We start from the raw sequence: 14,146 nt of genomic DNA, 5'->3' as shown, positions 1-14,146 counted from the left end.
ATGCCCGCTATCTGGAGCTCGGCAATGTCCGCCTGGTGGCCGAGCAGCTGGTGGCAGAAGGGATTGGTGCACCCTTACGCGTCTCAAGTAAGGGCCAGGCGATCGGTGGCTGTCCCCTTACCCGCGGCCAGCTCAACTACATCCTCAAGAACCCAATCTACGCCGGCAACATTGCTCATAAGGGAACGGTCCATCCCGGAAACCACGATGCGATCATTGAGCGGGAGAAGTGGGACCGGGTGCAGGCGCGGCTTGCCGCCAATGTGCAGGGCGAACGCAGCGCTCGCGTGAGTAGCACAAGTCTTCTGACCGGGCTCTTGTACGATGCTGATAGAGAACCGTTGGTTCCTGTGCATGCGCGCAAGGCTAAGACGCAGTATCGCTATTATGTCAGTCGGTTCTTGCAGCATGGTACCGAACCGGGCGCCAGAACCGGCATGCGGATCCCTGCCCGGGAGATCGAGCAAGTGGTTCGGCAGGAGCTGACTTCGCTGATGGGTGATCCACTGCTGCTTGCGCACGCTTGCGGGCTTGTGATCACGCCTGAGATGCTGGCGCAGATTAATCAAGACTGTGCCAACGCGCTTCCCGAGATGCTGCGATCCAACGCGAAGTTAGCAGGCATTGTCTCCCGCATCACTATCCGCACCGACCGGATTGATATCGAACTTGCGTTGGCTGGCATTTCTAAGCTTTTCGGGGTCCCGGCATCGCACCACAGCGAACAGACCTTTACCCAAAGCGCATCGGTCAGGCTCACCCGGACGGGGCATGTGGTGCGTCTGGTTCACGACAACGGCGTTGCAGCATTGAAACAGGCCGACCCATCGCTGGTCAGGCTGATCCTGAAGGCGCGCCACTGGTGGAATGAGCTGGCGAAGGGTGAGATTACGATCCAGATTCTTGCTGTGCGCGAAGGCGTCTCGGCATCCTACATCACGCGGGTTGTTCGACTGGCGTTTCTCGCGCCGGACATTGTCGAAGCCATTCTGGCCGGCACGATGCGCGCGGGGATCGACGGTGTCACTATGGTCCGCACGGGCGCTGTCCCTGAGGACTGGGACAAGCAGAGGATGAGGTTTCTATCGGGTGTCAGTGGCTAAATCGCTGCTTGGTCACCAAAAGGGCTGCATGCAACGCCAATTAGGAATGTTCATCTTGCAGCGCAGGTGGCCTGTCTCAAAGAACCAGAACCAGCACCCCTAGCCAGAAGATCGTGCTGAAGGCGAACGCGATTATGATGCCCGAACCGTGAGGGAGGCACGCCACGCGGGATCTGGGTCTGGCAGTTGTCGCAAGATGCGGGGCAATAGTAGCCATGTCGACCGAGCCTCCGAAAGGTCGTGTTCGCATTAACTAACCCATGTTATTTTTCAACCTGCCATTATGACGAGGACGTTTTGCGCTGGGGATATTCCTGCCGACGAATACGAGCGCCGCGCCAAGCTGCGCAGCTTCAGGAACGCGGCTAGCGCCATGATCGCTCGCACCCCGTCTGACACCGCCCGCTATCTGGCGTGGGAGGTGGTCGAATGGGCAACCCCGAACCTCTACGCGCCCGCGCCGCTCGAATGGCTGGACGAACTTAACACCCTTTCCCGGCGGTTACTCAGGACCGCGATGCAAGCCGAGCAGATGCACGCCATGCTTCAGGAGGCCGCGCGCGATGACTGACGTAGACGACCGGATTGCCGCGCTGGCACGCGAACAGGAGGGGCGCACGTTCAATCCCTTCGGACCTGATTGGGTGCCGGATGATGATCCGTTTGGCACTTCAGGCGAGCGCCAGGTTTCCCCCCGCGCTGCCCAGATCAAGCGCAAGATGGTGAACCTAGATGCCATCACGGCGGTGCTAGATGTCAATTACCTCATCAAGGGATGGCTGAGCGTCAACGGGCTTTCCGTGATCTACGGTCCGTCTCATGCTGGCAAGACGTTCGTGGCCATATCCCTTGCCATGCACCTAGCCGCTGGCGAGCCGTGGATGGGCTGCAAGGTCAATCAGGGGCCGGTGTTCTACATCGCAGCCGAGGGCGGCGCTGGCGTCCTGAACAGGCTGGCAGCGTTCAAGTCTGAATTCCCCCACATGGCAGGCGCGCCCTTCACACTGTTGCCGATCGGTGTGGACCTGCACGCTAGCGGGGATGCCAAGATAATCGCCTCGCTGCTGACAGATACAAAGCCCGCCCTGATCGTGGTCGATACGCTCGCCCGCTCCATTGGTGAGGGTGACGAGAACACGGCCAAGGACACGGCCATGTTTGTCAGGAATTGCGACCTTATGCGCGAACTTACCGGCGCGAACGTCTTGATCATTCACCACACCGGCAAAGACGAGGATCGCGGCGCCCGCGGGTCATCAGCTTTGCGCGCTGCCGTGGATACGGAAATTCTGGTGTCATCCGCGCACACCATCACCAGCCAAAAGCAGCGCGACATGGTGGCACCGGACCCGCTGCACTTCACCCTGCGCAGCGTGTGTCTAGGCCTTGACGAGGATGGCGACCCCGTAACCAGCGCCGTGGTCGAGCAGGCGGACAAACCCCTGCCAATCCGCAAGCCCCTTACCGGCAAGAACCAAGTGGCGATGGCCGCGCTGACTGATGCGCTGCGCGATTTTGGGCGCGAAGGCATGGGCGGCGAACACCCGTCCTCCTGCCCCGTGGTCGCGGTCGAGCACTGGCGCGATGCCTGCGCTGCACACGGGCTGACTACCGGTGCAAGCGAGAGTGCGGCCCGAACCGCGTTTATGCGCGCCAAGACCAAGCTGATCGACATGGACGAGGTCCGCGAATTTGGCGGACACGTTTGGAAGGTTCGCGATGACGTCTGATGCAATCTGTGACAACCGTCACAACCCGTCACTGTGCGTCACGTGTGCGGGCCAATGCTGCCGTCACAAACGTCACACACCTCTAGGAGGTGTGACGACTGTGACGCTGGCGAACGACAATTCCGAACCGCTGGAACTCTCCCATGACTGGACAGCCTCACACCATAGCAAAGAGCAACCGGTTTGCTCGCCTCGCGTTGCCCCAGATGGCACCCGATGGAAGCTACGTCGGCGTACCTTGATCACTCCGATACCATAATCCATCCGATTTCCCCCAACCGGCACTTCCCCTCCAGCCTCGCGCGCGCGCGCGAGTCCAGCGGCGCCAGAGCAGGAGCCACCAAGGGTGAAAGAAACGGTAATTACCAACACGGTCGGCAGACCAAGGAAGCGCTCGCGCTGCGGGCGGAAGCGAGGCAGTTGCTCAAGATGGTGCGGGAGGGGTTTGATAGGGAGCGAGGGGCTAGTCATGCTTGCTCATCCGATGCAATGTCTCAGACCGCAGTGCAGCTAGATAGGGGGAGCGTCGCTGATGTGGTTTGATATGTACGGACCATTCGAGTTGACCCGGGTTGAGAGGGAAATACCCGCCCGCCAACCGGATTTCTGGGAGCAGGTGCGTGAATCATCCGAGCGATACGGTTCCAAACCGGAAGATTTGGAGCAGGCGATCGGCTGCTATGCGTTCGGACTGCGCCATGGCGAGACGATGAAACCTTGGTATATCGGCATGACTGTGTCGCAAGGCGGATTTCGGCGTGAGGTTCTCCAACCGCATAAGCGCGATCATTATGATGAGGTCACCACAAAGCATAACGGTACGCCTATAATGTTCTTGATGCCCCTGCTAACGCCCGAAGGATACTTCAGTCGTGACCGAACAGGCACTAAGCCGCTGATCCATTGGGTCGAAAAGATGCTATTCGGCGTTGCGCTACGGCAAAACCTGGAGTGCCGAAACCAGAGGGACACGAAATATCTGCGCAACGTCGTTGTCCACGGCATCTTCAACAGCCGCCCGGCTGGCCGGCAAGGTCCAGAAGTCACGGCCGCGCGTAAGATGTTCGGCGCACCCTAGATCGAGTTTGTGGTCGAGGTAATTGTTCGCATTCAATCAGGTGTCTTCGGCTACCGCCCCGTCGGCGTGATGCTCGAACGCAAGGGCCCATCATTAATAACAAATAGCTTTACCGGTTGTATCGTGACGAAGGCTTGTTGGTACGGCGTGGGCGCAAGCGGGCACGCAGCAGTCGGACGCCGAGCTCTGGATCAGAGCTGCATTGGCCGACCGTCCCAGAACAATGGTGGGATGCAGCCGCTCTGCTTAGGAACATCGTGTTCCTTGAGTATCTGACCAATTCGGGTTGAGCTAAGTCCGAATGCTCTTGCGATGTCAGCTTGGCAGTAGCCGAACTCGTACGCTCGACAGATAGCAGAGTTGCGTTCCCCCATCGTTCGGTTCCCCATGCTAAGCGCCCAGCACACGGTAGACGGACGCCCTTCCAATCTTGAGCTCTTTGCTGATCTGGGTCGGATTGAGGCCCTCCGACTTCAGCCGACGCACTTCGTCGATAGGCACCGAAGGTTTGCGGCCCTTGTAAGCGCCCGCTGCCTTTGCCTTGGCGATCCCCTCCATCTGACGCTCCTTGCGAAGGGCCGTCTCGAACTGGGCGAAGACCCCCAGCATCTGGAGGAAGGCAATGCCCGCTGGTGTGGTAGTATCTATCGGCTGCTCTGTGGCCTGCAGGTGGGCGCCCTTGGCTCTGATGGTCTCTACGATGTCTTCCAGGTCTTTCACCGATCGCGCCAGCCGGTCGATGCGAGTCACTACCAGCGTGTCGCCATGGTGCAGGAAATCGAGGATCGTATCGAGCTGCTCTCGCCCCTGCCGTGTTGTGCCGCTCTTCTTCTCAGAGCGGACAACGGTGCAGCCAGCTGCACTGAGAGCTTCTTCCTGGATGCTGCAGTCCTGGTCTTCGGTGCTTGCGCGTGCGTAGCCTATGATCGTGGTCATGATGAATATGTCTCACTAGCCTCTCGACCATGGACGATAAGTGTCCAAAATGTCAAAGTCAATGCTAATGAGACACCTGATCTGTATCATGGAGGTGTCTCGTTGGGGTATACCCTGCGGACATTTGGACGGCGCCGCTGATCAGTCCGAAGTAGGCGAGAATATCGAAGAATCCAAACCGCGGCCGACGGCCGTCGAGGCATAAACTGCTCCACCTTGGCGATGGCTCTGATCACCCGATCGAGATCGACGAAGGAGATCTCCGCCTGTGCCCTATCCATGTAAGGGCGAAGATAAGGAGGCGAGCCCGTGACAATGCCCCAGCGATCACAGATGTGCCACGCGACCAACTCGGCCTCCACCTCCATGGCCTCGTAGGGAGGCATGGAACGATCCGGCCAGCTGTTCTGCCTGCAGTCATACAGTCTGGATCTGAAGCCCATTGAGACGGCATTCGTAAAGCTCCAGTCGCTGCTGCGAGACGCGCCGGCACTAATCGATGATGGGCTCGCAACTCGCATCGCGCCCTGCTTGAACGCTTCTATCCAGTCGAATACGTCAACTTCTTCTTTGCACCAGGATATCGGCGCCCGACAAGAAAACACTCAGGGCAAAAAAATTACAAATTACAATAGTCTAGTAAAATTGTGTCTTTTCCAACAAGTTAATCCAATTGTCTTTTGCCATTTTCCAATTCGAAAAATATTTCGGCATTGACGGAGAGTTATAATAATTGGAAGACTTCATCTTATAGCGTTCTTGTTTTTGAGGTAAATTGTTTCTGTCTTTAAATTTTTCGATCATTTGACTTGCTCTTGCTTCATCAAAATCAACGATATTAAGCATCAATTCTTTCACGGCCCGCAGTTGCGGATTTCTATTGGGATCGCCAAGTATTGCCTTCTTGGAAAGTGCAATTGTGGGCCCGGCCACGTCCGGATCCAATGCATGATGCCTAAGGATATCCTGCTTGGTCAGCAAATTTCCGAAAGTTGTGCTGATCGCAGCAGCGAGCTCGTCAAATCTCATGATTGCGAACCACCCAGCATGAAGAAGATCACTCAAATCTATCACTCCCGCCAACGGTCCGGGATAGAACACGCTTTGGATTCTTTGGCAAGATTGGAAATCTTGGGAAACATGCGATTCTTGTCATCATTGGCCAAGATTGGCAAAAATTCCAAGGAAGCCAATTTTGACATAAAGTACCAGAATTACAGATATTTAGCTGATTGCTGATTGGCGCGCAGAATCCTATGCCTCCCAGCAGCCAAGAACGGCTGCGCATAGGAGAGTTAACATGGCAATTAGAACCAACATCCCGATCAACCTCGGCACACAGGGCTGGGCCTTGATCACTCAGGGCTTCGGCGGCTCTGTCTCGCATACCTCTAGCCTCTACTACTCATTGGACTTCACGCTCGGTAACACTCAGGTGTATGGCGCGCCCTACACCGCCCACGGCCCCGGCAAGGTCATCAGCTTGCGTGAAAATGTGCCTGAGGGCCGTAGCGCAAGTACCGGTTCCTCTGACCCGTCCAACGGCCCCAGCAACCTCGGCAACTTTGTTACCGTGGCTTACGCGGACGGTCTGGTGATCACCTACGCTCACATCAAAACCAACGGCGTCATGCCGCAATTGGGCGCGTCGGTCGTGGCCGGCGAGGTGGTGGGTTATATCGGGAACACGGGCTTGCGCACCGACACCCATGCGCATGTCACCTATGGTTACGAAACGATCGAATGGCAGACCGGCACTGTCGCAGATGGCTCTTTGTCGGGCGGTCAGCCGGTCACCTTTGACACGGCTGCAGGAACGCTCGGGCCGGGTGTCGTGTCGACCGTCTCGTTCAACCTTGCATCGCTGAGCCTCGCGTCGGATCAGCACAACCTCTACCTGCTTGGTTCAGCCGCGCTGAATGGCACAGGTGATGGCTATGCCAATGTCATTTCGGGCAATAGCGGCAACAACCGCCTCGACGGCGGCGCAAACAACGACACGCTTCTCGGCGGCGCGGGTGATGACACCCTCGTTGGCGGCAGTGGTAACGACACCCTCAATGGTGGCACGGGTAACGATTGGGCAGACTACTCAGCCAGCGCTGCGGCAGTGACCGTGAATCTTGCCATCACGGGCGCGCAAAATACTGGCACGGCAACGGGTAGTGACACCTTGATCAGCATCGAGGATCTGATCGGCACCGCCTTTAACGACACCCTTACGGGTAACGCAGGCAATAATCGACTGTTTGGTGGCGGGGGAATCGACACTCTGATTGGCGGCGGCGGGAAGGACACCTTGGTCGGCGGTGCGGGCAACGATCGCTTCGTCTACATGTCGGTCGCCGATTCTCGCCCTGGCAGCTCAACCCGCGACATCATCCAGGATTTCCAAACCGGCGACATTATCGACCTGTCGAGGATTGATGCTAATACGCGGGTGGCTGGTGATCAGGCGTTTCGCTGGATTGGCTCGAAAGCCTTTTCGAAGACCCCAGGCGAGGCGCGATTCGCCAATGAAATCCTCTCCGTTGACGTTGACGGCAATGGCATCGCGGACCTCGAAATCCAGCTGATTGGCGTCAGCAATCTCTCTCTCAGTAACTTGATCGCCTGACCAGTATCCGCCCACCCAAGCTTCCTGCGGTTCTATCTCCAAATCTTTGCCCCAGCTCACTTACAAGGGCTGGGGCAAATTTCTTGCTCTCTTCATGAGGACAGAACTTTAGTTCGATGCGCTGCTCGCAATTACGGATTAGTCTGCGCCAACCAGACACATCATCATCAATATCAAACGCGCACCGTAAACACCGCTTGCTTCTGCTCGGGCTTTATGTATCGTTTCGGTTGTCGAGTAAGTCTCGACAGTTCCTGAAAATGGAACCGCAAACTGTAAACCTGAGCCAATGGCTCTGCTGGGTTTACGACCTGCGGCGCAAAGGCTCGGTGTCTCCCGGAGGCAGCCGATGGACCAACTTGCCCACCAGCAATTCGTGGACTGGTCTTTCATTTTGGCCAGAATACCAACCCGTAGGCTGCGGCATTTCTCTGACAATTCGATCTGCGCCGATGAACTTGCCTGGCACCAGAACCGGTCGATTGAGAGCAATCTCCTCGAGTTGATCTGGCAATGTCGTGATCGCTTCACCTTCGCGCATCGGCTGTTGAGACCCCGTACGCGCATGCCTGAGATCTTGGGTGACCGTTCAGCCATAGTGCTCGACGGGTTTTATCTCGGCTGGTCCCGGATCTGCACGACCTACCGCCGGCTGCTGTTCGATGCGCAGGTCGACATGTTTGCCAACCAACGTGACCGTGAACTCCGCCGATGGAGAACCTTTATTGAGAAGGAGTGCTTCTCCCGCTTCAGCAGCGACCCGGAGCATGTTCGCTGCGCGCTGGAGACCGCCCGCGTAATGCCCGAGCCAACCCAGCGCTGCCGCATCACGATCGACGAACTCATCGATGACATCATTCAAGACCTGGAGGAAAGATATGCATATCGCACACCAACCTACGCCTGACTCAGCCATGATCATTAGTGCGGCAAGCTTTGCTGCCGACCGTCACCGCGAGCAACGCCGCAAGGACGTCGATGCGACGCCCTACATCAACCACCCGCTCGACGTGGCGAACATCCTGATCGAGGCCGGGGTGGAGGACGCGGACATCCTCGCAGCAGCGATCCTGCACGACACGATAGAGGACACCAGGACTACGGCTGAGGAGCTTACCGAACGCTTCGGCGAGCGAATCTGTGGTCTGGTGCTTGAGGTCACCGACGACAAGAGCCTCGACAAGCTTGAGCGTAAACGTCTCCAGGTGCTCAAGGCACCCGTTGCCTCCGACGATGCCAAGCAAATCAAGCTGGCCGACAAGCTCGCCAATCTTCGCGACTTCAAGTCCCCGCCGGTTGGCTGGAGCGAGGCGCGGATTGGTGCCTACATCCAGTTCGCCGAAATGGTCGCCGGTGGTTGTGCGGGGGTAAGCTTCCTCATCCCATTGCAGGGCTTCACGGAGGCGCACATTGCCGGCAGAGCCGCCGAGCTCTGTCAATGCCTTCAGAAACCTGTCCTTGTCCGCCTGATCAACCATTCTGCACCGCTTCGATCTCTTTCAAACGCTCATATTCTCCAACCGCCAGAATCACGACAACCGCTCGCTCATGCTTCTCGACAGTCAGAGACCCCGCCCGCGTTATGTCGATAAGCTTATGGCTGTCGGTCTCATGGTTTTGCTCGGCCAGCGTGCGCCGATAGGTAATGATATGCTGGCGGCTCATGCGTTGCCCCCTGTCGAACATATGATTGGCCGTCCGGCAAGATACTGGCAAGAGAAGATTTAATCGGCTGTGCACTGCGGCCGAGGCAACCCCGATTTTCAATTTGGTCAGGCAGACGGATGTCGGCAGCCGTATGCATGTGCGTTCACTCAGGGACGGTGCCGGGGAGATCGGACTGGTTGGTGTTGCCCTCGCGCAGGCAATCGATCGAGGTCTTCTTGTTGCCAAAGGCTTCGAGCAACTGGAATGAAAACTTGGCAGCGTCAAATGGCTGCTGCGCGTGATCTGAGATGGCGTCGCCGATTTCTACGGGGTTTATGCGGCAACACTAAGTGAACGGGCCGGTCCACGCCAAGCTCTTTCGGCTTTTCAAGCGAAACTATAGGATGTTGGCCACATACTCGAGATCATAGGAACGCGCACAGGTGATTTTGATACGAAATCGGACCTTGCGTGCTCAGAAGGCCCAGCGCTTGGCGCTATTAGGGAGCCAATATGGTAACACACCCCAAATTCGAAATTTAATCGTTATTATTCATAGACTATTGGCGGAGCAGGTGGGATTCGAACCCACGATACGCTTTTGACGTATACACACTTTCCAGGCGTGCGCCTTCGACCACTCGGCCACTGCTCCGTATGACTTACCCGTGCGCTACCGCTTCGCTGCTTGAGCGCAAATTAGTGCGCTACCACTTCGCTGCTTGAGCGCCTGAGAAGACAAGCACGCGCCACTAGCCGCGAATGGATTGCTTCGCAAGGCGCGTGGTGGCACCAATGTGCGCATGAGAACTTTGCTTCTGGCGGCTTCGGCTGCACTCGCCCTGGCCCTGCCGCTTGCTGCACAAGAGACGGCCAAGCCAGCTGCCCTCGCCCCTTCCGAAATCGTCGCCGCAGCGCCCAAGGCGGACTGGGTGGCGATCCCGGCGGAAGATGTGCTGGTGATGACCCTCGCGCCTGACGCCGAGGGCAAGTCGCGCACCGTGGTGATCCAGTTGATGCCCGCGCCGTTCAGCCAAGGCTGGGTGCATAACATCCGCCTGTTCGCGCGCGCCAAGTGGTATGATGGGATCTCGGTCAACCGGGTGCAGGACAATTACGTCACCCAGTGGGGCGATCCCAATTACGATAACCCGGAAGCGAAGGGGAAGCCGAAGCCGCTGCCCGAGGGGCTGACGGTGATGGGGGAGGCGGATTATAGCGCTGTCTTCCCTGAATTCCCGACAATGCCAAACTTGTTTCCTGTTACAGCAACACAACGCAATGCATGGCTGTATGAACTCGCAAAAAAAGGGTTTGTCCCTGAAACGAAGACAATTCAAGACGCGATTGCGAGGCAAAAAGGCGATAGCTATGCCAACGAAACGTTCCTTTTAAAGGGCTGGCCCTTCGGATCCGGTCGAAACGACGACGGTGTTGAAGCTTTTTGGCCCACCCACTGCTACGGCATGGTCGGCGTGGGGCGGAACTATTCGCCGGACACTGGCTCGGGCGCTGAGCTCTACACGGTGATCGGCCATGCGCCGCGCCACTTGGATCGCAATATAGCGCTGGTCGGCCGGGTGATCGAGGGGATGCAGTTCCTCTCCTCCTTGCCGCGCGGGTCGGGCGATCTGGGGTTCTATACCGCCGAGGAAAGCGCCAAGCGCACGCCGATCCTGTCGGTGCGGGTGGCTAGTGATTTGGCCCCTTCCGAGCAACCGGCGTTCGAATATCTCTCGACCGAAAGCACCACCTTCGCGACCTACGCCGAGGCCATCGCCAACCGCCGCGATCCGTTTTTCATCGCGCCCGCAGGCGGCGCGGACATCTGCAACATCCGCGTGCCGGTGCGACGGGTGGCGGATTAGGTTTCACGCAGAGGCGCAGAGAAGGAAGGGAGGCGCGGAGAGGTCAGCCTTCGGCCGCGCCAGTGAGTTTCTTTTTCACACAAAGACACAAAGATACAAAGATGTGGTGCAAGGCTGCAACCACGCACGCCCTCTTCGTGCCTTTGTGTCTTTGTGTGATTCCAAAAGCGGCTTCGCCGCAATCCCACGCAGGGTTTCACATCCTTCTCCGCGTCCCCATTTGGAGCAACCTCCTGCCTACAAATAAATCAATAGCTTAAGGGCAGCGCAACAATCTTGCGAAGTTGACAAAGTTGACAGGGTGTCAAGCGCCCATTTACGCATATTTCTTCATAATTTCATAGCCTTACGCACGAAAATCGAAATTGACACTTTCGCAAGCTGCCCCCCCCCCCCGGCGCGCGCTTCCAAAACGCGCCCACGGGCATCTGGGCCGAATGAACAAGGCAACAATGCGAAAGAGCCACCCCACCCATAAGGCGGCGTTGCCATGTAGGAAATGATCCGCGCGGTGCAGCGGGCGCGACATCTCTGCGTGAAACCCCGCGGCGCAGCCGCGCAACTTTCAGCACGAACCCACAGAGAACCCCTCCGTCACCGCCTCGCGGTGCCACCTCCCCATTGCTGCGCAACGGGGAGGGAGTTCAAGGCATCCGCTCCATCAGCTCGATGCGATTACCGAAGGGGTCTTCGGTGAAGAACCGGACGTAGCCTTCCACCGGTTTGTCATCGCGAGTCACGCAACCCGCCTGCACCAGCCGCGCGCGCAATCCCGCAAGGTCATCGACCAGCAGCGCCGGGTGCGCCTTGGTTGCCGGACGGAAGTCAGGATCGACACCAATATGCAGGCTCACCGCACCGCCGGTGAACCAGCACCCGCTGGGCGAGAGGTTGGTGGGCTTAGGCACCTCGGTCATCCCCAGCAGCCCGGCGTAGAAGGCACGCGCCTGACCCTCGCCCCCTTCCGGAATCGCGAGTTGCACGTGATCCAGCCCGATGATCGCCACTACTGCCGCTCAGCCTGAGCCACCGCGTCGCTGGCGCGCAGGGCGGAGACAATGCGGTTGAGATGCCCCACATCCTGCACCTCAACCTCAACGTCATAGGTGACAAAGGGGTGGTCGATATGGGCCTGCATCAGCGTGATGATGTTGGCCTTGTTCTGGGCGAAGATGCCCGCCATTTCCGCCAGCGTCCCCAGCCGGTCGTAGATTGTCACTGACAACTGACCCGTCGCGCCTGACGACTGGTTGCCCCAGGCGAGGTCAATCCAATCGCTGTCCACACCGCTCGCCAGCATCAGGCAGTCGATAGCGTGGACCAGCACCGTCTCGCCCTTGCGGCGGATGCCGACGATGCGGTCGCCGGGGACGGGGTGGCAGCAGGGGGCGAGGTCGAAGGCGACGCCGGGCGTGAGACCGCGGATCGAGATCGCGCTTTCACGCCGCTCCCAATGCTCGTCCTCCTCGATGCCAGCCGTGCAGCCGGGGACGAGCGCTTCCATCACCTCGCGGTCGGCAATCTTGGCGGCCCCGATCGCGTACATCAGGTCGTCAGGCTCCTCCATGCCGAGCCGTTCGACAGCGGCGCGGATCGCTTTCTTGCCGATCCGGGCGGGCACGCGCGCGGCGATTTCGTCGAACAGCTTGGAGCCGATCTCGGCCACTTCGGCACGTTCCTTCATCCGCACCGCGCGGCGGATCGCGGCGCGCGCCTTGCCGGTGACGACGAAGCTGAGCCATGACAGTTGCGGGCTGGCATGGGGGTTCTTGATGATCTCCACCACATCGCCATTGGCGAGCGGGGTGCGCAGCGGCATGTGCCGCCCGTTGATCTTCACACCGGCGGTTTGCATGCCGAGATTGGTATGCACCGCAAAGGCAAAGTCCACCGCGGTCGCGCCCTTGGGCAGCTGGAACAGCGCGCCCTTGGGAGTGAAGGCGAAGATGCGATCCTGATAGATCGCCATGCGCGTGTGCTCGAGCAATTCCTCGGCATCGTGGCTGGCATCGACAATCTCGATCAGATCGCGCAGCCAGCCCACCTCGCCATCGGGCCGGTCTCCCTGCTTGTAGGCCCAGTGCGCCGCTAGGCCGAACTCGTTGGTGCGGTGCATCTCGCGCGTGCGGATCTGCACTTCGACCCGCATCGAGTTTTCGTACATCAGCGAGGTGTGCAGGGACCGGTAGCCATTCGACTTCGGGGTCGAGATGTAATCCTTGAACCGCCCGGGCAGGAACTGCCACGTGGTGTGGAGGATACCCAAGGCCTGGTAGCAATCGCCCTCGCTTTCGGTGAGGACGCGGAAGGCCATGATGTCGGTAACTTGTTCGAAGCTGACATGCCGTTCGGCCATCTTGTGCCAGATCGAAAAGGGATGCTTCTCGCGCCCGTAGACCTCAACCTTGAGGCCGGCCTCGGCAAGACGCTGCTTCATCGTGAGGGCGATCGCATCGACCTGCCCCCCGTCCTGCGACCGCAGCTGATCAAGCCGGTTGGCGATGGTGGCGTGGGCTTCCGGCTCCAGCTCACAGAAGGCCAGCGCCTGCATTTCGTGCATGTATTCATACATGCCCACCCGCTCAGCCAGCGGCGCGTAGATATCCATCGTCTCGCGGGCGATGCGCTGGCGTTTTTCGGGCGACTTGATGAAATGCAGCGTGCGCATGTTGTGCAGCCGGTCAGCGAGCTTGACCAGCAGCACGCGGATGTCTTCCGACATGGCGAGCAGGAACTTGCGCAGGTTTTCCGCCGCGCGCTCGTTCTCGGGCATGGCCTCGATCTTGGAGAGCTTGGTCACCCCGTCCACCAGTCGCGCGACCTCGGGGCCGAAATGGGCCTCGATATCCTCGATGGTGGCGAGCGTGTCTTCCACCGTATCGTGCAGCAGAGCGGTGATGATCGTCGCCATGTCGAGCTTCAGATCGGTCATCAACCCGGCAACTTCGACCGGGTGGGAGAAATAGGGATCGCCGCTGGCGCGCTTCTGGGTGCCGTGCTTCTGCACGGTGTAGACATAGGCGCGGTTGAGCATCGCCTCGTCGGCGTCGGGATCGTATTCGAGGACCTTCTCGACGAGTTCGTATTGGCGCAGCATCCCGATGAATATGGGGGCGGCGCTGCGGGCGGGCAAGCGCGATTGTTGCTTGGGCGAAGACAGCGTGTTA

12 protein-coding genes, 1 tRNA gene and 1 pseudogene are annotated in these 14,146 nt (G+C 58.7%); 8 read left to right on the top strand and 6 right to left on the bottom strand.

The annotated features are described in order from the left end of the window. The 4 genes from GRI59_RS06585 to GRI59_RS06570 all read left to right on the top strand — a co-directional run. Positions 1-1,103, top strand: a 1,103-nt coding sequence (locus tag GRI59_RS06585) for a recombinase family protein (RefSeq protein ID WP_202390868.1), incomplete at its 5' end; no start/stop codon positions are given. 283 nt (positions 1,104-1,386) lie between these two features. Then, positions 1,387-1,674 (top strand): hypothetical protein, encoded by a 288-nt coding sequence (locus GRI59_RS06580; protein WP_160760337.1) that lies wholly within the window; start codon positions 1,387-1,389, stop codon positions 1,672-1,674. Next, a complete protein-coding gene (locus GRI59_RS06575; RefSeq protein WP_160760336.1) occupies positions 1,667-2,833 on the top strand; it encodes an AAA family ATPase in 1,167 nt (388 codons plus the stop codon). The genes GRI59_RS06580 and GRI59_RS06575 overlap by 8 nt, the downstream gene beginning before the upstream one ends. 532 nt (positions 2,834-3,365) lie before the next feature. Next, complete coding sequence (locus GRI59_RS06570; RefSeq protein WP_160760335.1) at positions 3,366-3,911, top strand: hypothetical protein; 546 nt, start codon at positions 3,366-3,368, stop codon at positions 3,909-3,911. Positions 3,912-4,301: 390 nt separating this feature from the next. Here the strand turns inward: GRI59_RS06570 and GRI59_RS06560 are convergent, their stop codons facing one another. Both GRI59_RS06560 and GRI59_RS06555 read right to left on the bottom strand, forming a co-directional pair. Then, complete coding sequence (locus GRI59_RS06560; protein ID WP_160760334.1) at positions 4,302-4,847, bottom strand: recombinase family protein; 546 nt, start codon at positions 4,845-4,847, stop codon at positions 4,302-4,304. 636 nt (positions 4,848-5,483) lie between these two features. Further along, entirely contained in the window at positions 5,484-5,948 is a 465-nt protein-coding gene (locus GRI59_RS06555) for a hypothetical protein (RefSeq protein WP_160760333.1), read from the bottom strand. A 199-nt stretch (positions 5,949-6,147) separates the two neighbouring features. Here GRI59_RS06555 and GRI59_RS06550 point away from each other — a divergent pair, with 199 nt between their 5' ends. The 3 genes and pseudogenes from GRI59_RS06550 to GRI59_RS16050 form a co-directional block, all read left to right on the top strand. Further along, positions 6,148-7,464, top strand: coding sequence for a M10 family metallopeptidase C-terminal domain-containing protein (locus tag GRI59_RS06550; RefSeq protein ID WP_160760332.1), 1,317 nt, complete (start codon positions 6,148-6,150; stop codon positions 7,462-7,464). Between the two features lie 349 nt (positions 7,465-7,813). Beyond that, positions 7,814-8,371, top strand: coding sequence for a hypothetical protein (locus GRI59_RS06545; RefSeq protein ID WP_160760331.1), 558 nt, complete (start codon positions 7,814-7,816; stop codon positions 8,369-8,371). Continuing rightward, positions 8,313-8,693 (top strand): annotated as a pseudogene (locus GRI59_RS16050) (HD domain-containing protein); the annotation flags it as partial. The gene GRI59_RS06545 and the pseudogene GRI59_RS16050, both read left to right, overlap by 59 nt. A 241-nt stretch (positions 8,694-8,934) precedes the next feature. Here GRI59_RS16050 and GRI59_RS06535 read toward each other — a convergent pair. Both GRI59_RS06535 and GRI59_RS06530 read right to left on the bottom strand, forming a co-directional pair. Next, a complete protein-coding gene (locus tag GRI59_RS06535; RefSeq protein ID WP_202390867.1) occupies positions 8,935-9,129 on the bottom strand; it encodes a type II toxin-antitoxin system prevent-host-death family antitoxin in 195 nt (64 codons plus the stop codon). Positions 9,130-9,675: 546 nt separating this feature from the next. Then, positions 9,676-9,766 (bottom strand) — tRNA-Ser (locus GRI59_RS06530). A 148-nt stretch (positions 9,767-9,914) separates the two neighbouring features. Here GRI59_RS06530 and GRI59_RS06525 point away from each other — a divergent pair. Further along, on the top strand, positions 9,915-10,979 hold the full coding sequence (locus GRI59_RS06525; RefSeq protein WP_160760330.1) for a peptidylprolyl isomerase: 1,065 nt from the start codon (positions 9,915-9,917) through the stop codon (positions 10,977-10,979). A gap of 644 nt (positions 10,980-11,623) precedes the next feature. Here the strand turns inward: GRI59_RS06525 and GRI59_RS06520 are convergent. Together GRI59_RS06520 and GRI59_RS06515 are read right to left on the bottom strand one after the other, a co-directional pair. After that, the gene (locus tag GRI59_RS06520) at positions 11,624-11,986 is read right to left on the bottom strand and encodes a VOC family protein (protein WP_160760329.1); all 363 of its coding nucleotides are present in this window, start codon (positions 11,984-11,986) and stop codon (positions 11,624-11,626) included. Further along, on the bottom strand, positions 11,986-14,076 hold the full coding sequence (locus tag GRI59_RS06515; RefSeq protein ID WP_160760328.1) for a RelA/SpoT family protein: 2,091 nt from the start codon (positions 14,074-14,076) through the stop codon (positions 11,986-11,988). The genes GRI59_RS06520 and GRI59_RS06515 overlap by 1 nt, the downstream gene beginning before the upstream one ends. Positions 14,077-14,146 lie beyond the last annotated feature (70 nt).

It is taken from the genome of Erythrobacter ramosus, assembly GCF_009828055.1.
In the GTDB taxonomy this organism is placed as follows: domain Bacteria; phylum Pseudomonadota; class Alphaproteobacteria; order Sphingomonadales; family Sphingomonadaceae; genus Erythrobacter; species Erythrobacter ramosus.
The sequence above is the reverse complement of the archived record's forward strand: the minus strand, read 5'-3'. Positions and strand labels throughout refer to the sequence as shown.

Bases quoted from the DNA above. Each gene is read 5' to 3' on its own strand.
- GRI59_RS06580 (WP_160760337.1), top strand. From the start codon at position 1,387: ATGACGAGGACGTTTTGCGCTGGGGATATTCCTGCCGACGAATACGAG.
- GRI59_RS06575 (WP_160760336.1), top strand. From the start codon at position 1,667: ATGACTGACGTAGACGACCGGATTGCCGCGCTGGCACGCGAACAGGAG.
- GRI59_RS06570 (WP_160760335.1), top strand. From the start codon at position 3,366: ATGTGGTTTGATATGTACGGACCATTCGAGTTGACCCGGGTTGAGAGG.
- GRI59_RS06560 (WP_160760334.1), bottom strand. From the start codon at position 4,847: ATGACCACGATCATAGGCTACGCACGCGCAAGCACCGAAGACCAGGAC.
- GRI59_RS06550 (WP_160760332.1), top strand. From the start codon at position 6,148: ATGGCAATTAGAACCAACATCCCGATCAACCTCGGCACACAGGGCTGG.
- GRI59_RS06545 (WP_160760331.1), top strand. From the start codon at position 7,814: ATGGACCAACTTGCCCACCAGCAATTCGTGGACTGGTCTTTCATTTTG.
- GRI59_RS06535 (WP_202390867.1), bottom strand. From the start codon at position 9,129: ATGAGCCGCCAGCATATCATTACCTATCGGCGCACGCTGGCCGAGCAA.
- GRI59_RS06525 (WP_160760330.1), top strand. From the start codon at position 9,915: ATGAGAACTTTGCTTCTGGCGGCTTCGGCTGCACTCGCCCTGGCCCTG.
- GRI59_RS06515 (WP_160760328.1), bottom strand. From the start codon at position 14,076: ATGCTGCGCCAATACGAACTCGTCGAGAAGGTCCTCGAATACGATCCC.